Source organism: Neolewinella lacunae (genome assembly GCF_014349155.1).
Lineage (GTDB): Bacteria > Bacteroidota > Bacteroidia > Chitinophagales > Saprospiraceae > Neolewinella > Neolewinella lacunae.
The window spans coordinates 100,486-119,316 of sequence record NZ_JACSIT010000050.1 but is presented as its reverse complement, the minus strand read 5'-3'; the positions used below and the strand labels follow the sequence as shown (position 1 = coordinate 119,316).

14 protein-coding genes are annotated in these 18,831 nt (G+C 59.3%); 8 read left to right on the top strand and 6 right to left on the bottom strand.

Features of this window, described 5'->3' with window-relative positions; all coding sequences use genetic code 11:
• Positions 1 to 221 precede the first annotated feature (221 nt).
• Together H9S92_RS02965 and H9S92_RS02960 are read right to left on the bottom strand one after the other, a co-directional pair.
• The gene (locus H9S92_RS02965; RefSeq protein WP_187465234.1) at positions 222 to 818 is read right to left on the bottom strand and encodes a hypothetical protein; all 597 of its coding nucleotides are present in this window, start codon (positions 816 to 818) and stop codon (positions 222 to 224) included.
• Positions 819 to 886: 68 nt separating this feature from the next.
• A complete protein-coding gene (locus tag H9S92_RS02960; protein WP_187465233.1) occupies positions 887 to 4,264 on the bottom strand; it encodes a caspase family protein in 3,378 nt (1,125 codons plus the stop codon).
• Positions 4,265 to 4,580: 316 nt separating this feature from the next.
• Here H9S92_RS02960 and H9S92_RS02955 point away from each other — a divergent pair, with 316 nt between their 5' ends.
• From H9S92_RS02955 to H9S92_RS02925, 7 genes are all read left to right on the top strand, one after another.
• Positions 4,581 to 5,435: an OmpA family protein gene (locus H9S92_RS02955; RefSeq protein ID WP_187465232.1), complete on the top strand. Its 855-nt coding sequence runs from the start codon at positions 4,581 to 4,583 to the stop codon at positions 5,433 to 5,435.
• 31 nt (positions 5,436 to 5,466) lie between these two features.
• Positions 5,467 to 6,447, top strand: coding sequence for a helix-hairpin-helix domain-containing protein (locus H9S92_RS02950; RefSeq protein WP_187465231.1), 981 nt, complete (start codon positions 5,467 to 5,469; stop codon positions 6,445 to 6,447).
• 202 nt (positions 6,448 to 6,649) lie between these two features.
• A complete protein-coding gene (locus H9S92_RS02945) occupies positions 6,650 to 7,441 on the top strand; it encodes an alpha/beta hydrolase (protein ID WP_187465230.1) in 792 nt (263 codons plus the stop codon).
• Between the two features lie 204 nt (positions 7,442 to 7,645).
• Positions 7,646 to 9,529 carry a membrane protein insertase YidC gene (gene yidC, locus H9S92_RS02940; protein ID WP_187465229.1) on the top strand — a complete coding sequence of 628 codons (1,884 nt, stop codon included), beginning with the start codon at positions 7,646 to 7,648 and terminating at the stop codon, positions 9,527 to 9,529.
• 238 nt (positions 9,530 to 9,767) lie between these two features.
• A complete protein-coding gene (locus H9S92_RS02935; protein WP_187465228.1) occupies positions 9,768 to 10,526 on the top strand; it encodes a DUF6438 domain-containing protein in 759 nt (252 codons plus the stop codon).
• 773 nt (positions 10,527 to 11,299) lie between these two features.
• Complete coding sequence (locus H9S92_RS02930; protein ID WP_187465227.1) at positions 11,300 to 12,235, top strand: fasciclin domain-containing protein; 936 nt, start codon at positions 11,300 to 11,302, stop codon at positions 12,233 to 12,235.
• Positions 12,236 to 12,520: 285 nt separating this feature from the next.
• Positions 12,521 to 13,315 (top strand): glucosaminidase domain-containing protein, encoded by a 795-nt coding sequence (locus H9S92_RS02925; protein WP_187465226.1) that lies wholly within the window; start codon positions 12,521 to 12,523, stop codon positions 13,313 to 13,315.
• A 204-nt stretch (positions 13,316 to 13,519) separates the two neighbouring features.
• On the opposite strand, the gene fbp is transcribed toward H9S92_RS02925, so the two are convergent.
• From fbp to rfaD, 3 genes are all read right to left on the bottom strand, one after another.
• The gene (gene fbp, locus H9S92_RS02920) at positions 13,520 to 14,530 is read right to left on the bottom strand and encodes a class 1 fructose-bisphosphatase (protein WP_187465225.1); all 1,011 of its coding nucleotides are present in this window, start codon (positions 14,528 to 14,530) and stop codon (positions 13,520 to 13,522) included.
• Between the two features lie 178 nt (positions 14,531 to 14,708).
• The gene (locus H9S92_RS02915) at positions 14,709 to 15,089 is read right to left on the bottom strand and encodes a DUF3703 domain-containing protein (RefSeq protein ID WP_187465224.1); all 381 of its coding nucleotides are present in this window, start codon (positions 15,087 to 15,089) and stop codon (positions 14,709 to 14,711) included.
• 191 nt (positions 15,090 to 15,280) lie between these two features.
• Entirely contained in the window at positions 15,281 to 16,252 is a 972-nt protein-coding gene (gene rfaD / locus H9S92_RS02910; protein WP_187465223.1) for an ADP-glyceromanno-heptose 6-epimerase, read from the bottom strand.
• A 252-nt stretch (positions 16,253 to 16,504) separates the two neighbouring features.
• On the opposite strand from rfaD, the gene H9S92_RS02905 reads away from it, so the two are divergent.
• The gene (locus H9S92_RS02905) at positions 16,505 to 17,143 is read left to right on the top strand and encodes a response regulator transcription factor (protein WP_187465222.1); all 639 of its coding nucleotides are present in this window, start codon (positions 16,505 to 16,507) and stop codon (positions 17,141 to 17,143) included.
• A 202-nt stretch (positions 17,144 to 17,345) separates the two neighbouring features.
• Here the strand turns inward: H9S92_RS02905 and H9S92_RS02900 are convergent, their stop codons facing one another.
• Positions 17,346 to 18,455, bottom strand: a complete 1,110-nt coding sequence (locus H9S92_RS02900) for an amidohydrolase family protein (RefSeq protein ID WP_246463601.1) — start codon at positions 18,453 to 18,455, stop codon at positions 17,346 to 17,348.
• Positions 18,456 to 18,831: the final 376 nt, after the last annotated feature.

Here is an 18,831-nt window from a genome sequence, read left to right as displayed (position 1 = left end):
CGGGGAGGGGTAAAACTAGGTTGGGGCCAACACTTTTTGAACGGATAGTTTTTTATGATTTAAGGTGTTGATTGCCAATCAGCTGTGCTCTAACCTCTATCCACAGAAATAGTGTCCTCCTCCTTCACTTTGGGTGCTGAAAATATTTCCCTCGAACAAGAAAAATGATCAGAGAGGGTCATCCCTCCCTTTCGGGGAGGGACCGAGGGTGGGGACTAAAATCACCCCCGGTTCCGCTCCAACAACACCATCATCATCGTGCCCAGGATGATGCGCACCTCCTCACCTTCTTCAAAACCCGCCAGCTTTTCCATTTCGAAAGCGCGGCTGATGAGGTCGGGCTTTTTGCTGAACACCGCCACCTTGGTGCCGTCCGGACGGGTGATGTTGTACTTGGGGTTGAAGAAATAACCCGCGAGGAGCCCGACGAAGGGAATCTCGCTGAACAGGGAGTCTGCTACCTTCACCCACCCGTTGTCTTCCTGGATCAGCAGGTCTTGCTTGCCCCCTTCGTCGTAGAGCTCGTAGGCGGCTTTCCAGAAGGAGCGGGCCCCCTTGCGCACCAGGCGACCCAAATCGCGGCCCTCGCCATCGGTAAACTGGTAGCTGGCGTTGTAGTCCAGCCAACGGTCGGCTTTGATCCGGTAACGGACCTGCGTCATGGCCTCGTCCTGGAAAACGCTAATGTCTTCCCGGAGCTTAAAAGCCTTTTGCTTGACGAAGGCGACCGTCCGCCCGGTGCCGTCCACGACGGAAAACTGGGGATTGATGACGCCAAACTTGAATTTGATTGTTAACGGGTAAGTGAGGTTGAGCATGGGATGTTTTTAAGGGCAACAAGATAAACAACTCCGCAGGAAAAGAACAATCTTGCCGCCCGATTCACCTACCGTTTCCTTACCAGCACCAGCGGAAAATCCTGCCCCTTACCAAAAGTATTGGGATACTGCGCCGCCCCCCGGTAGCGCTGGGCCAGCTCCGGCACCTGATCACTCAGGTAAGCTTTGAGTTCGCTGACGGTGATGCGGCCGTCTTTCACGCCGTCGGCGGCACCGTTCAGGGCCGCAAGCATGGCGTAGGTGAACAGGCCGTGGCCCAGTTCGGCCAGCTCGTGGGCCTCCTGGGTGGAGCCGGCGGCAGTGATCCAGTGCGTCCCCGTGGCCCGGGCCAGTTGGGCGATGGCTTTTTCCTCGGCCACGCCCCGCGTCAGTTGCTGCAGCGCTCCGGCGCTTTTGCACGCGTCGAGGAGGTAAACCTGTTTTTGGGCCAGGATGCCACCGCTGAGTTCGCGCAGCTCAGAGGCGGAAAGCCCCTGGGCCCGGGCGCTGCCCGTGCCGTCGGCGAAGATATTCGTCACGCCGTGCAAGACCAGGTAAAAGTCGCCCTCGGCCCCGTAGGGCATCTCCCCGTGGCCAGCGTAGTAAAACACCAGCAGGTCCTGGGGCCGGGCCTTGGCGCGGATGTCGGCAAAGGCCGCCAGCAGTTTTTCCCGCGTAGCGTCCTGGTTGAGGAGGTAATAGTCTTCGATGCGTTCCACGATGCCGGCGGCCCCGGCGCGGATGGCAGTATGAAAAGCCTCGGCGTCGGGCTGGGCGTAGCTGAGGTCGTAGTTGCTGTTGCGGTAGCTGTTGATGCCGGCCACGAGCAGGAAAAGCACGGGCCGGCCATCGTTCGTTTCGGGTACCGCGCTCGTGTAGTTGGCAATGAATTCGCTGGGCTTGCTCTCCGTCAGCTGGCTGTTCAGGGCTAGTACGCGGATGCGGTTTTCGCCGGGCAGCAGCCGGAAACGGTAAGTCCGCTCGGCCGTGTTGCCCTGCTGCACGTCTTCTTCCACCACCAGATTGCGGCTGCCTTCACCCAGGATTTTGCCGTTGTGGAACAGGCGGATTTCCTTTACCACGTCGTTCGGCGCTTCGGCCCTGACGGTGATGCGCACCTCCGGTGAGGAGAGTTCGAAGCGGGGGATTTTTTCGTCGTTCGCCTCGTCTTCCGTGTAGAGGTTGCGCGTATCGGTGGCGAGGGTGAAGGTGACTTTGGGCGGTGGGTTGAGGGTGCTGATGGGCGCGGCCGCAGGTGCAATGGGCGCCCTTTGAAGCAGGGAGCCGAGGAGGCCCGGGACGTAAAAGTTGGCGTAGTACTGCTCCAGCGGGGCAAAAGTGTTGCCGGTGCGGTAGTAGGCCTTGGCCAGTGCCCCCTCGGAGCCGTCGAAGAAACCTTCGGGGCTGAGCACCGCCCAGTCGTTGTCGTCCTGGAAGAAGAGGAAGTCGGCCAGCAGTTTGCCCGACCGCGCGTCCCAAAGCTTCATTTTGCCCGCCATATCGGTGGTCACCAGAAAATCGTCGTGAAAGAAACTGACGTCGTCAACGCGGTAGGTGAAATCCCGGAGGGTTGCCAGCAGCTGGCCCTTGTTGAGGTCGATCAGGTCCAGCCGGGGAATGTCTTTGGCCAGTACCGCCTGGTAGCGGCCGTTAGGCGAGGTTTCGAAAATGCGCCCCGAGGGAATGTCCCCCGCCACCCGCAACGCCGCTCCTGCGGGCGAACCATCGGCGGCGTTCAGGCGCTGGTGGGCCAGAGGCGCGTCTTCGGTCAGTACCACCGTCGCCGCCGTGGGCCAGCGAACGGCCACGCCCCTGACCTGCCGTTGCCACTTCACCGCCCCTCCGTCCAGGGTCGCCCGCGTCAGCGTCCGTTCGGGCAGGCTGTTGCCCGAGGCCCTGGGCAGGAGGTAAACCAGTTCCTTACCATCCGGACTGAACGCCGCCGACGGTCCGGCCGTGTAACTGACGGTGAAAAAAGCATTCAAGGCATTGAAGCGCGCGCTGCTGAATTTCTGAGAAAAGACCAGGCGTCCGTCGGCTACGGCAAAGACGTCGAGGCCCCCCACTCCGCCCACCAGCAGGTGGCGGCTATCGGGGCTGAATTCCAGCTGGTGGGGTTGCTCGATCTGCGTTTTCAGTGTACGGGTTTGGCCGAGGATGCTGGCGCTGCGCAGGTAAAGGATGCCGCCGCTGGCCAGCAGGCTACTTTGGTCGGGGCCGTACGTAACCAGGTAGTTGCCGTCGGGGCTTCCCGCCGCCTGGAGCCGCCGGCCCTGGGGCAACAGCGGCAGGTTGATGACCGAGCGATCGTAAAGGCTCGTCCAGTAATTGAGGCCCTGCGCCCCGGCCAGGACCAAGCCCCGCTGCTTACCTACCGCATCGACGAAGCGCTCGGCAACGAGGCGGGGACCGAGCTGGCCCACCACGCGGTGGTCGCGGCGACTGAGGCGCGAAATGCCCGTGTCTTCGTCCAGTCCGCCCAGCAGCAGCGTCTCGCCGTCGGCCACCGCCACGGCAAAGGGCTTTTCGATGCTTTCCACCCGGCCGCTGCGCAACAGTATGCCGGTGGCGGTTTGGAGCTCCGTCAGGAATTTGCTGCCAACGCTGATGAAAACCGAGGTGGCATCCGCGCTGATCATGCCCTGGTAACCGGTCAGAAAGATCGTTTCGCCGTAGTCGGCCGTCCGTTCCCAGACGAGGCTGCCCTGCGGGGTTTTGGCGGCGAAGTGCAGGGCGGTGGCCGAACTGGCCTGGCAGTAGAGGATGTTGCCGTTGGGGAGGAACTTTCGGGCACCCGTGAGCAGCTGGGCCGGGGCGGTGCTGCTGAGGTCAAACAACAGGGCTTGCTTTTGGGTGCCGGCCACGAGCAGGTACTTGCCGTCCGGGGAAAGGCTCATCAGATCAACCGAGCCGAAGTTGCCTACGTCAACCAGAATATTGCGGTGGACCAGAATTTTGGGCGAGGGCATCAGGTAGTCGAGGTAGCGCAGGCGGATGGTGTCGTTGCCCCGGGGCGCTCCGGTTTGGCAGGTGGCCATTTGCGCAAGGTAGAGGCGGTCTTCGGTGGGGCTGAAGGCCAGGCGCTCGGCCTTGGTGTAGTCGATGGCCCAGGCCACGGTGCCTTTTTCGGCGTTGATGAGGCCGAATTGCTGGTGGGTGAGGTAGGCCAGAAAGCGGTCGTTGCGGGCAAAATCGATGTCCTTGAATTGTCGCTGGACGGGAAGGTTGAGCAGTTCCTTACCAGCGGGGTAGGTGCGGAGTTTGAGCAGGTAATCATTGCCGGCGGTAGCGACGATTTTGCCGGCCGGCGAGAGCAGCACCTCCCGGACGGGTAGGCCGTGGCCGGAGGGAATGACCAGCGTGGCTCCTTGTCCAAACCCCGGCACCTGCGCCAGCGCCCAGACAAAAAAAAGCAGCAACGGAAGACGAAAGCCGGAGAGTTTCATGGTAAATCAAATTACGGGATGCGGGACCGGCGGCGAAGATAAGGCGGAAGCGGGACGGGGGCGGTGGCACCGGAGAAGTTCGGGTGGCGGGGACCGGAAGCGGAAAGTGAACGAAAACCCACCCAACACCCTAAAAAAAGGGCGCTTACGCTTGCAAATTCCCGCCATATGACTAAATTGGCGGGGACAATGGCCGCTCTTTTCGCCCGCTGCCACCTGCGGGCGTTCATGCCGGACTGGCCGGTCCTCAGCGTCATCCACCGAACGCGGTAGGTTGGTACACCCATCGAGTCATTTAACAACCACACTATACTGTATGTCCAATATCATGAAATTTTTCGTGATGGCGTTGGCGTGGTTGCTCTTTTTCCTGATCACCTTCTATACGTGCGTGAAACCCACGTGTTGTCCGGAAGGTGGTGGGGATGGTGCCGTGGCACCGACGGAGCAACCTGCGACACCCGCCGTCACCAATGATTACGCCATTGCCTCCACGCTCGGGGATGCTACGGTGCTGACCGGGGACCTGTGGCCAGCCCTGCGGGATTCGCTGGTGCGGGCCTACGGGGCCAGTCCTGACCAGCTCCTCAACGTCTACGGCTACTACTACGGCAGCGAACCGGCACCCCCTGGTTTTGAAAACATGGGCCTGATGCGGGCCCAGGCGATCAAAGACCTGGTGGTGCGCGAAACGGATATTCCGGCCGACCGCATCCTCACCCTGGCTGAGCGCCTCGACGGAGAACCGGCGGCTTCGCCCTGGATTGCCGGCCAGTTTGGACTCCGGGCCGCCCCCAAAACGGAAGATGCCCCCGAGATTGTCCAGCTCGACAAGGATGAGATCGACGTCCTTTTCCCCTTCAACAGTGCCCAGAAAGACATTGACCCCGCCATCGATGCCTATCTGGAGAAACTCGCCGAGCGCCTGAAGCAGACCAACGAAAGGGTGGTGTTAACGGGCCATACCGACAACGTGGACACCGACGAGTTTAACCTCAAACTCGGGCAGCGCCGGGCCGACTTCGTCAAGGACATTCTGGTGCGCAACGGGGCTCCGGCCGATCGCATTACGACCCGCTCCGAAGGGGAATCCAACCCCCGCGCCAGCAACGCCACGCCCGATGGTCGCCGACAAAACCGCCGCACCAACGTCAAGCTCAGTGCCCAGTAACCACATCCATCTAACGTAACATTCCATTATCATGACTTATATCCTTCTCGACGCCGGCGACCACTTTTTCTGGGCCCATTGCCCCTGGTACTGGCTCTGGACCCTGGGCGCCTTCCTGCTGGGCTCCCTTTTGACCTGGCTGCTGACCCGCGGCGGAGACACCAAAGTGGACGTTGAAGCCATTGAACGCGACCGCGACCGCTACCACGCGGCGGCCACCAAGTGGGAAACCGACTACCAGAGCCTGAAGTACCAACTCGACGAAAGCCACAAGCTGGAAGCCGACCTGCGGACCTCCCTGCAACGCTGCGAAGCCGATAAGCAAACCCTCAAATTTGCCGCCGAGCAGGCCGCCGAAGCAACGGCCCTGGGCATTGCCGCGATGGGCGCAGGCGGGGATGGCAGCGCCACCGGCTCCCTCTACGCTGGCTTGTTCGAGCCCGATAACTTCCAGATCATCGAAGGCGTTGGCCCGAAGGTTAACGACGTTCTCCTCGCGGCGGGTTACCGCAACTGGTCTGAACTGGCCGTCGCCGACCCCAACGACCTGCGGGCCCACCTTGACGCGGCGGGCAAGAACTTCGCCATCTGCGACCCCACCAGCTGGCCCCACCAGGCCAGCCTCGCCGCCGCCGGCGAGTGGGAGGAACTCATCCGCTACCAGAAATTTACCGACGCGGGTCGGGAGACGGTGGGCGACTTTGAGACCGACTCCAAGTTCGAAAAGCTGGCCGCCCGCAAGCTGGGCTTCGGCAGCTCTAACCCCAACGACCTGAAGGTGATCGAAGGCATCGGGCCCAAGATCGAAGGACTGCTCAAAGCCGATGGCATCAACACCTGGTCGGAGCTGGCCGTGGCCGACGTAGCCCGCATCCAGGCGATCCTGGACGGTGCCGGCCCCCACTTCAAGCTCGCCGACCCCAGCACCTGGCCCCAGCAGGCCGCGCTGGCCGCCTCCGGCGAATGGGCCGCGCTCAAAGCCCTCCAGGATAGCCTGGACGGCGGAAGATAGATTGCTGAGGTTGACCTGATTGACCTCAAGGTTTTCCGGCCCCGCTTCCCTCCTGGGAGGTGGGGCTGATTTTTTTGGGCTTCCATGCTTGGGGTACGCACGGCCCTGCTTTCCTTTTTCTTAACGTTGCTTCCCGCAAACCGCCTGGTCTCCAGCGCGTTACTATGGGCCTGCCCTCAGGGAAGGAAAGCGCGCAATGCTTATGAAATGGATCCGTCGGTTATTGATTGTTGGCCTGGGGCTGTACCTTCTCGTGGGGGTGGGCCTGTATTTCTGGCAGGAATCCTTGCTCTTTCATCCCCGGGTACTGGCAGCGGACGCTACCTACGGGGAGCACCCTGAAACCTGGGTGGAGCTCCCCGACGGCCAGCGCATCCACGCCCTGCACCTGCGTTCCGCGCCCTCCAAAGGCGTCTTCCTCTACCTGCACGGCAACGTAGGCAACAACGGCCGCAGCCTGCACCAGACGCGCAGCATCCAGCAACTGGGCTATGACCTGTTCCTCGTGGATTACCGGGGCTTTGGCAAAAGCAGCGGCCAAATCGCGGAGGAGCGGCACCTGACGGAAGATCTGCAAGCCGTCTACGACCACCTGAAAAGCCAGTACGCCGAAGACCGGATCTTCCTCCTCGGCTATTCCCTGGGCACGGGGCCGGCCAGCTATTTGGCGGCCAATAACGCGCCCGGCGGCGTGGTGCTGGTAGCGCCCTACACCAGCCTGCGGGCCATGAAAAACGAATTTTTTCCCTTTTTTCCGGACTTCCTGATGAAATACGACCTCGACAATGCCCGCCACCTGGCCGCATCCCGCGCGCCGGTGACGATCCTGCACGGTGGAGAAGACGAACTCATTCCCCTGGCCATGGGCCAGCAACTCGCGGCCATTGACCCCGCCAGAATCCGCCTCGTGGAACTGCCCGGCGTGGGGCACCGGCGGGCCATCCTCGACGAGCGCTTCGGGGCCGCCGTGCGGGAAATGATCGGGCGCGAATGAGGATACTTTCCCGCCCAATAGATCGTAGTGACTCCGCTGGCCCTGGAAAGTCCTTTAGATTGGTCGAAGGAAAACGTTTGCCAGTCGAGACAGATGAATTAACATCTCCGGGGCTTGCGTACCTTTGCGGCGCGGAGCGCTGCCCTGCGCGGTGTACCAGTGGTGCCGGTGTGGTACCGAACAAATAGATAAAGTGAGATAGTTATGGAAATGGACAGAAAGAGCATCGTCGGTTTGGTGCTGATTCTCATCATTTTTGCCGTCTGGCAGGTGGTGATTGCCCCGAGCCCCGAAGAGCTTGCTGCCCAGCAGCATTACCAGGATTCCATCCGCGCCGCCAACCAGGTGGAAATGACGGAGGCTTCCATCGTGGAAGACCCCTTCACTCCCGGTGAAGTGGAGGGCATGACGGATTCCGCCCGGCTGGCGCGCTTCGCCACCGCCTTCGGTGGTTTCGCTACCGCCGCCGCCGGAACGGCCGAAGAGGTCACTCTGGCCAATGACCTGATGACGGTCACCTTCAACACCAAAGGCGGCACCATCAAACGCGTGGAACTTTCCAACTACGCTAAAGTAGTGGAAGACCCCAAGGGCAACGAAATCCACCTGCCCCTCTACCTCCTGGAAGACGCCAAAAACCGCTTTGAGTACATCCTGCCCGTCAATGGCGTCAGCGGGGAGGGCATCCGGACGGGCGACCTCTACTTCACCCCCCAGGTGCAGGGCAATACCCTCGTGCTGCGGGCCCCCACCAGCGGCGGCGGCTACTTCGAGCAACGCTACACCCTGAGCGAAGACAATTACCTGCTCGACTACGACATCCGCTTCGAGGGCCTCAACCAGGTGCTGACCAACCAGGGCGCCGGCGTGAAACTGGTGTGGGACAACTACATGGATAAGATCGAGAAGAACAGCCAGTACGAGGCGAATTACTCGACCCTCTACTTCAAACCCGTCGATGAAAGCACCGATTACTGCTCCTGCACCAGCTCCGATACGGAAACCCTGGGCGAAGAGCGGCTGAAGTGGGTGGCCGGCTCGCAGCAGTTCTTTACGGCTGCGCTCATTGCTGACGAAAGCTTCGCCCCCGGCAGCGTCCTGGCCACCGAGACCTTCGGCGACGTTGACGCCGCCGAAGACCTCAAGAAAGTATCGGCAACCCTGAACATCCCCCTCGGCGGCTCCAGCTCCGAAACGGTAGGAATGCAGTTTTACGTCGGTCCCAATGATTTTGACCGCCTCCGGGCCGTGGGGCACGAGCTGAGCGACGTCATTTCCTTCGGCAACTCCATCTTCGGGGCCATCAACCGCTGGGTGATCCGCCCGATGTTCAAATTCCTCTCCGGCTTCATCAGCAACATGGGTATTGCCATTCTGGTCCTTACCCTCATCGTTAAGTTGCTCCTGTATCCCCTGACCTACAAAATGCTGGTGAGCAACATGAAAATGCAGGTCCTGAAGCCCGAATTGGAAAAGATGAAGGCCAGGTTCAAAGACGATCCCCAGGCCCAGCAAATGGAGCAGATGAAAATGTACCAGGAGTACGGGGCCAGTCCGCTGGGCGGCTGTCTGCCGATGCTTTTGCAGATGCCAATCTGGTTTGCCCTCTACCGTTTCTTCCCGGCCTCGATCGAGTTCCGGCAGGAAAACTTCCTCTGGGCCAACGACCTGAGTACCTACGACGTGCTGACAAAAATCCCCGAATGGATTCCCTTCATGCAGGGCCACATCAGCCTCTTCGCCGTGCTCTGGGCCATCACCACCGTCATCTACGCCTACTACAACAGCCGGCACATGGACTACAGCGCCCAGCCCATGATGAAGTACTTCCAGTACGTGATGCCCATCCTCTTCCTCGGCTTTTTCAACAGCTTCGCCTCCGGCCTTACGGCCTACCTGTTCTTCTCCAACACGCTCAATATCCTGCAGACGATCGTGACCAAGAACTTCCTGATCGACGAAGACAAGCTGCTGGCCAAACTCCAGGAAAACAAGAAGAAACCCAAGAAAAAAAGTGGCTTCACCGCCCGCTTCCAGGAGGCTTTGGCCGAACAGCAGCGGCAGCAGGCTAAGAAGGGACAGAAATAAGGGGCGCGGCCGCAGGTGCTCCCCCCCGACCCCCCGAAGGGGGGAGTTGGGACATTGAGCAATGGGAAGGACCATGCCAGCGCTGGTTTAACCCGCTTCCGTCGGAAAAACTACCGGCCTTGTCTGCCCCTCGACCGAAGAGTGGGCGTTACTTCCCGACGCAAACAGCGTCAAATGCGTAATTTTGCCTCTCCGTGACTTGTTTCTGCGGCGACAAGTCTCAAAATACCCCTATCCGATGCGTTACTTCTTTGTGTTGCTTCTCCTTGTATTTCTTTGCTTCTCCTGCAACCGCGATCTGACCGACGGTAGCGGGACCGCCGGACCGGCTTTTGCCCAGCCGACGCCCAATACCACGGCGGGCCTGCGCGCCGGGCAAAAGACGCCCGAGGCATTGGCCGGGAGCCCCGAACGGGAAATGACCGAAACACCCGCCGCCGCCTCCCCCGAAGAACTGCCCGACCCCGCCGAAGCCAAACGCATGGGCCCCGGCCGCACCACCCCCGTTGTCCGTGACCGCAGTGCCACCACTGCTCCCCAGGCAGGGCAGAAAAGCAACACCGGAACCGCTCCGGTCGGCGGTGGAGCCGTTGTCGTCAGCAAAATCCAGGCCCCCCAGGTCTTCGAAGTGTACACCACCCCCTGCTACGGCAACTGCCCCGAGTATACCCTTCGCCTGTTTGAAGGAGGCCTGCTGGTGCTCGACGCCAAAAAGGGCCTGCGCCAACAAGGCTTGCATACCCAGCAATTGCAGTTTTTTCAGTACAGCGACCTGGTAGAGCAATTCAACCGCCTGGCAGCCGCAGATCTGGCTCCGGTTTATCCCACCACGGAAATCCCGACCGATATCCCCGCCACCGTACTGCGCTACACCGACGCCAAAGGCAAGGAGCAAAAAATCAAAGTCTACGTCGACGCCCCCGAAGCATTGGCCAGTTTTCTGGCCGAAGTAACCCAACTGCCTAAGGAAGGGATCTGGGATCCCGCCAAGGAATAATCCCCGACCAGGCTGCCTCGGGCGGGGGGGGCGAACAGGGAATTATTACTGAACTGGAGCGATTTGCGTTGCAGTAGTTCGTGCACCCCGTTTAGTCATTTCGAGGGTATCACCTTGCTATAACCAAGGGGAAACCCTCCTCTCCTGGCTCCGGAAGCTAACCTGGCAAAATAAAATTTTGCTTTTTACCGAAATTTAGAGCGTGTCTAAAATTTTTAAGAACTGATAATCAATGACTTATGGTTCTGGCTAGACAAAAAATTGCGCGCATAGTGGACTACGTAAGCCATTTTTTGTGACGCCAGGTTCATAGCACGAAGTACTGCGTAGCAAACTGCTTGGTTATCAGGAAGTAAAAATTTTGACACGCTCTTAACTCGAAAGGTCATCCCTCTCCCTTGGAGAGGGACCGAGGGAGAGGGATTAAAGACTAAACTGAGAATCACTATTGACCTGGCTTTTGGAGTACTTTCAGCAAGACGCTCCGTCGGGTTCAGTGGCAGCGGCCCTCTGCCGCAGAATGGTTTTGGCCAATTTTTTTCAACGAATATTTGCTCTGTCGCAACGGGGACGTCTCTGCTGCGCTGGTCGATTTGTGCGGGTACTGTCCGCTAAAAGCCCCGCTCGAGCGCCCCTTTGTTGCAAATAAAACGTAAGGATTTGGTCATTTAACGGTCGTAGGCAAGGCTGCGGACCTAGCAGGCTTTTGGGTTCAACCTAGTGGTACGGACTTGAGTTAGGGCGGAAGTCTTCACCAACTAAAACCATTCATTATGTTCCGAAAACCATTCTTTTATCTCTTCGTCTGCATCACCTTTTTGGGCATTTCCGCCTGTGACGACGACGACGACAACGTCATCCCCACGACCGAGCAAACCATTGCCCAGATAGTTGCCGGGGACGCCCAGTTCTCCATCCTGCTGGAAGCCCTCGAACTGGCCGATCTGGACGCTACCCTGGCGGGTACTGGTCCCTTCACCGTTTTTGCCCCCACCAACGCGGCCTTCACCGCTGCGGGCATCAACCTGAGCACGATTTCCCAGGCTGACCTGCGCGAAGTGCTCCTTTACCACGTCATCGGTGGTGCCGCGCTGCAGTCCACCGACCTGGCGGAGGGACAAACCTACGCCACCACGGCGGCCACCACGGGCCCGGGCAACGCCCAGCTCTCCGTGCTGGTAGAGCGCACGGGCAACAACGTTACAGTCAATGGCAACAGCAACGTTACCCAGGCCAACATTGTCGCCAACAACGGTGTCATTCACGTGGTCAACACGGTGCTGACGCCGCTGGATATTGTAGGCCACGCCCAGGCCAACAGCAACTTCACCAGCCTGGTCGGCGCGCTGGGTGCGGCCGATGGCGGGCTGGTCTCAGTGCTGCAAGGGGATGGCCCCTTCACCGTCTTCGCCCCGCTGAACAGCGCGTTTACGGCCATTCAAAGCACCGTTGACGGACTTACGACGGAACAGCTGTCTAAGGTTTTGCTCTACCACGTAGTTTCCGGTGCCAATGTCCGTTCATCTACGCTGGCGGTTGGTCCGGTCACCACTGCTAACGCTGGTACCACCTTCCAGGTAAACTCCATCAGCCCACCCCAGATTACGGACGCTTCCGGCAACCAGATCGACATCGTCCTGACCGACGTCCAAGCCACCAACGGCGTAATCCACGTGGTAAGCGAGGTGCTGGTTCCCAATAACCTCTAGCCCGCAATTTGCGCTGAACCAAATTAGACAATGGCCTCCGGACCCGTAGTGGTTCGGGGGCCATTGTCTTTTGTGGACTTCCTTAACCTTCGCTACGGTTGGGGGGGGCTCAATGCCGTCGCTGGTGCGGGATACCGTTTTACCGGCACGACACCGGCCTACACGAGGACTCGTGGCGAGAAATGTTTGAAGAAAAAAATAAAACAAAAACTTGTTTTTAATTTTAAAGATGCCTACTTTTGTTTCATCTGCCGTTGCTGGCAGCTGGTTGCAAAAGTTACGTCTATGTCCTCCACAAAATCCAAACCCGCCGCCCGGCGCGGCAATGACCGGGTACTTACCATCGATTGGTCGCTTCTCTGGCGGCGTGCCAGAATCCGGATCGGGCAACTCTTCACTTCCCTGCGCCATCGGGCCGGCCGTACCGAATACATTCCCCCGGCCTGGCTGGGGCGTTTTCGCTTCAGCTGGTTCCGCTTGGGGTTGATGGCTTTGGCCTTGTTCATCTTTACCCAGCGGCAGGTGGACTTTACCGTCAGCGTGGGCCGCGAAGGACTGGCAATGGGTACCTCGCAGGGCCGGCACATGGCGGTCAGGGGCGATGGCGCGGCGGCCACTAAATCAACTGCGCATACCATGAGTCTTTTACCACTGGCCGAGGCCGGTGCGCACCCGGTGCAGCCTTCCTGGAGTGTGGAAGCACTTGATCCCCAGGCGGTGCGGCAGTACATTGGCCGCTTTGAGAAAGTTGCCAAGGGCGAAGAGGAGAAGTACAGCATTCCTGCCCCCGCGAGCATGGCCCTGGCCATCCTCTTCAGCGACGCCGGACAGAGTCCCCAGGCCAAGCGCAGCAACAACCACTTTGCCCTGGCTGGAGACGACACCTACTACGACAATGCCTGGATGAACTGGCGGGCCCACAGCGACTTGATCCGCAAGCACTATCCCCAGCTGGCCCACGAATCCGTCAACTACCAACAGTGGATCGCCGCCCTGGCCAAAACCAACTACAGCAGCGATAAGCAGCTGGCCGGTAAGGTGATGGACATCGTTGAGAAATTCGGACTGGAACGGCTCTGAGGCAACGGCAATCTCCCTGCTCTTTCCTGCCACCCATCTCTGATCAATCCCCGGAACAACCCATAGCCCCAAGCGTGGTCGCTGGCACGGCCAGTTGCTGTCACGCAAAAATATTTTTTCTCTAAGTGGTTTTCTCAGCCGCTCTGCTACGGTGGGGCGGCGTTTTTTTTTATGGGTGCTGCCGGGCCGGTGGGGCGGCTAAATCTATCCTTCGGTCGCCAGGAAAGCCTCTGCCTTTTTCACCATCTCAACGCTGCCCCCGAAGAAAGGCGTCCGTTGGTGAATTTCGGTGGGCTTGAGGTCCAGAATGCGCTGGAAGCCATCCGTCGCGCGTCCACCGGCTTGTTCCAGTAGAAAGGCCACGGGGTTGCTTTCGTAGAGCAGGCGAAGCTTGCCCGCCTCCCGTCCGGAGCTTTTGGGGTACATGTAGATGCCGCCCTGCAATAAGGTCCGGTGGATATCAGCCACCATGCTGCCTACGTAGCGGCTGGTGTAGGGGCGGTCCCCTTCCTCGGCCTGGCAGTATTTAATGTAGCGCTTGACGCCCTCGGGGAAGTGCACGTAGCCGCCCTCATTCACGCTGTAGATGCGGCCCGTCTCCGGCACTTGAATGTTGGGGTGGGAGAGGTAGTAGGTGCCGATGGCAGGGTTGAGCGTGAAGCCATTGACGCCGTTGCCCGTGGTGTAGACCATGATGGTAGACGTACCGTAGGCGATGTAGCCCGCCGCTACCTGCATATTGCCGGGTTGGAGAAAATCCTCCAGCGTAACGGGCGTACCGATGGGCGAAACCCGGTGGTAGATCCCGAAAATGGTGCCGACGGTGATGTTGACGTCGATATTGGAACTGCCGTCCAAAGGATCCATCACCACCACGTACTTGTTGCGGTTGCGGTTGTCAGCCCCACTGATGTGAATGGGGGCATCGTTTTCTTCGGAGACGATGCCGCAGACGATGTCGCGGTTGGTCAGGGTATTGATGAAGGCCTCGTTGGCAAAGACGTCAAGCTTCTTTTGTTCCTCGCCCTGCACGTTGGTCGTGCCCATGGTGCCGGTGATGTCTACCAGCCCGGCCCGGTTGATTTCGTGCCCCACTACCTTGCCGGCCAGGCGGATGGCGTTGAGCAGGCGGCCGAGTTCCGCATTTTCGTATTCGAAGTCGCCGGGCCGGCCGATAAGAAATTCGCCGAGGGTGAGGGTACGCTGTGTCGCCATGTTACGCCGTGATTGAGGAATTTGGGAGTCGGTGAGGCGGGCAACCCAAATGCGCTCGTTAGCGGGGCGGCCTGCTTCTCGCCAAAGGTACGGAGGCCGGGGCAAAGGCGTGCGGCCGAGACCCCGTACCCTCCGGTGGGGCCGACGCAAAGGCTCATTAAGTAAGCACCAACGACCACTAGGCTCCTAATCCAACCCCCGCTTGGGCAAAAATATCCTGCAATTCTTTTTCAATGGGAAAGGGCTGAAGCGGGGGAACGTTCGCTCCTCCAGGATTACCAATCGGCACTGTGCCCACGAAAGATTTAACGCCCCCGAAAAGCAAGCGGGGGATTTGCCCCAAAATCTCTTTCCCGCTTTTTATCCCGAACCCGAATTGCAGCATTTTCCAATGGACGAAAGTATGCGCGAAGGGATACCGTTGGCCGAGGATGTGGGCCCTTTCCAGGTGCTTCCAGGCTACTTGTAAGCTCCCCTGCCCGTAGGCCGTGCGGTACTGTTCCAGTTCTTTCCGGTAAAAGGGTTGCAGGCTTTCCGGAAGGCGGGTGTAGAATTTCATGACTGTTTGAAGCTGGGTATTTGCCCATGCCGGGCGGTTTAAAAGTCTACCAAAGCTACCTCGCCGGGGCCGAAAAAGCAAGGCCTCCCGGCGGTGGCTCTCCGTGCCAGGTGTCTACCTTCGGTGGGGTACTTCCCTTGCTTCATATCCGGGAGCATGCACCTGCGACTGCGCCCAGTTATACTGAAGGCTTACCAGTAATTCCCCGGTAAAAGGTATTCCCGCACGTATTCCCCGACCCCTTCTTCAAGACTGGCAAAGGGGGCGGTATAGCCCGCGCGGCGAAGTTTTCCCATGTCGGCCTCCGTAAAGTACTGGTATTTATCGCGGATATCGGCCGGCGTATCGATGAAACTGATGGCGGGCGTGTGGCCCATCGCGGCGAAAGTAGCCGTGGCCAGATCGAGGAAAGTCCGGGCCTGCCCCGTGCCCAAATTGTACAGCCCGCTGGGTTCGGGCAGTTGCGTTAGCAGCCAGTGGTTGACGCGGCAGAGGTCTTTGACGTAGATGAAGTCGCGGCTTTGGTGCCCGTCGGCAATCCCGGGGTGATGGCTGCGGAACAACTGCATTTTTCCGCTGGCTTTCACCTGCCGGAAGGTGTGCCAGATGACGCTGGCCATGCGGCCTTTGTGGTACTCGTTGGGGCCGTAAACGTTGAAAAACTTAAGCCCGTACCAGTGGGGTGGGGCACTTGTTTGGGCCAGCGCCCAGGCGTCGAAATCGTTTTTGCTGCGGCCGTATTCGTTCAGCGGCGTAAGTTGGGAGACGATGTCGTGGCGGTCTGCGTAGCCCAGTTCGCCCAGGCCGTAGGTGGCGCCGCTGCTGGCGTACACCAGTGGAATGCCGAAGCGGGTGCAACGCTCCCACACTTCCTTAGAATAGCTGCGGTTCAGGCGGTCAAAAATGGCCGTGTCCTCCAGCGCCGTATCCGTCCGGGCGCCCAGGTGGAAAACGCCGCGCAGAGGCCACTGCTCCGCGTCCCACACCGCAAACAGGGCGTCGCGCTCCACCTTGCGGAGGAATTTTTTACCCTCCAGATTTGGCGTTTTATCCTGGTAGTGTAAGAAGTCGTCCACCAAAATCAGGTCTTCTATCCCGTTTTCGTTGAGGTGGGCGGTCAGGGCGCTGCCGATGAATCCGGCGGCTCCGGTAATGATGTACATGGCGCTGGGCGATAGATTGGGGGGTAAAGGTAGGGTTTTGCCGCAGGAGTTGCGGGCGGCTAATGACGCAGGGCTGCCGGCAAGGCCAGAAGCCCCGAAAGGGGAAGCAGGGATACGGAGCAGGTTTCCCCCAGCTAGAGAAAGCGGCCGCTCTTACCGGAATAAAATGGCCATCTTTAAGCCGTTTGAACGCCCGCCCGCCAACGAGCGTTGCACTTGGGCCGCAACTCCCCATTTCAATCCCCCCCAACCATGATCCACCTCGGTATTATCGAAGACGAACCCATCATGCTGGCCAGCATCGAAGAATGTTTTGAAGCTTCGCGCGACGTCCGCGTGGAACTCGCCGTCACCAGCGTCGAACGCTTTCTGGAAAACATCCCCGCCGGTAACCCCCTCAACACACTCTTGCTCGACATCATGCTGCCGGGCATGAATGGCATCGTCGGTATCCCCCGCCTGCTGGATCGCTTCCCGGAGTTGGACATCATCATGCTTACCAATTCCGATGATTCCGATAACATCTTCCGCGCCCTCCAGGCCGGTGCCGTAGGGTACATTTCCAAAAAAAGGATAAACCCCAACATCATCCGCGATGCCGTCTACACCGTCCACCGCGGCGGCTCCTACATGAGCCCCAGCATCGCCCGGCAGGTCGTTGCCTTCCACAACCAGCAACGCAAAAAAAGCGTCGACCCGGCCGATGAACTCACCACCCGCCAACTCGACATCGTCCAGGGCCTGGTCGATAACCTCAGCTACCGGGAAATCGGCGAACGGCTCGACATCAGCATCGAAACCGTCCGCGACCACATCAAAAACATCTACCGCAAGCTCCGCGTCAACTCCAAAATGGAGGTGGTAAGCAAGAAACTCAAGGGAGAGATTTGAACCTGATTTCAGCAGGGAAGGGGGCAACGCAAATATTCGCTGATTTTCAGGTGGTCAGTTCCCAATGGTTTTGTGGTCCGCAAGCAAGGCATTTTCCACTATCGAACTACCGAACTACAGAACTACCGAACTACCGAACTACCGAACTATCTCCCAAAAAACATTGAGCCCCAACCAGCTATAATTACTGCCAGGGCTCAACCTACTCCATCTTCAGCCCCGGCACGATACGCTGGGCGTTTTTGTAGTAGAGTTTTTCCAGGATGGGCTTGGGCAAATCCAGGCCGTACATCCGCCAGAAGGCGTGGTAGCGCTTGTAGTAGGGGAAGTACTCGTCGTCCGTCTCCAGCACGCGAAAGTAGGTGGCGTATTCGGCTGGCACGTAGGAGTCTTTGCCAAACAGCACCCGGTCCTGGTAACGCGTAAAAAAGCGTTGGGCGGCGCGGGGCTGGCGACCGAGTTCGGCGATGACGGCCCCGATTTCGACGTTGACGTTGGGGTATTTATCGAGGAAGGTGCCGAGGTATTCCAGGTCATTGGCAAACCAGGCCATGTGGGCGGCGATGAAGGTAGTGTTGGGGTTGCTGGCGAAGAGGTCGTGCGCCTCGGCGGCAATGGTTTCCCAGGGGGCCGGGTTATCGGCGTCGCGTTTGCGGCCGGGGCGGAGTTTCAGCTCCAGCCAGCGCTCGTTGTTGGCATCGTGGGGTTGCCAGAATTGTTTGGGGTCGGCGTAGTGGATCAACACCGGCCACTTGAACTCGCCCGCGAGGGCAAAAATGGGCTGCAGGCGCTTGTCATTGATGGCAATGCGGTTGCCGGCTTTGTCCTTGTTGTCCATGCCTTGCGACTTGTAAATCTTCAGTCCCCGCGCCCCGATGGAGTGGTCGTAACGCAACTGTTCGAGCGTAGCGCTGAGGAAGTCCGGGTCGTCAATGCTCTGGATATTGATGTTGGTGAAGCACAGGATGCGGTCCTGGTAACCGTGCTTATTGATGTTGTCCATCATGCCTTTCAGCGCCGCGCCGCCCCGGCCACTGAGGTTTACGACCACGCGCATGTTGAGGCTGTCCATTTCGCGGATGAGCTTATCGAGGTCCTGCTCGGCCATGCGCCAGTGGTGGCTGTGGATGTCTACGAAGGGAATACTGGCCGCCGTCAGCGGGTGCTCCGGAACCACCAGGCTGCTGGGCGGGTCGTAGTCTTCAAAACTGATGGTCAGGCTGGAGTCGATCGGGGTGCGTTGGCCATTCGCCAAGCTGCTCACCAGAAGCAAGGCCAGCAGGGGCAGGGAGCGGAACATGATTTTTTGCATGGCCCTAAGGTCGGTTTTATTTCGGAATTGGTAAGGGGCGCGGCCGCAGGTGCAGAGCGGGGATAAGGAGCTGGTGGGCCAACCAGTGAGTATCGTTACATTAAGTCGACGTCAGCGCCGCGCTGGCTAGACCTGGGAGGAACAGGACTAGCTGCCTGTCCTACTAGGCCTAGGGGGGCTAATCTAAGGGATTTAACCCGTACGCGCTTTAGGGGCCTGCCTAGGTTGAGACCCTCAGGGTCGATCCAACTAAGCACAGTGGCGTATTCTCCTACGACCCAGAGGGTCTCGACCTATTAAGCGCTTGAGCCTTCCCCGGTTGATCTGGAATTGAGCCCCCAACGAACGGGCCAAATTGAGTACGGCTGCGGCCTAG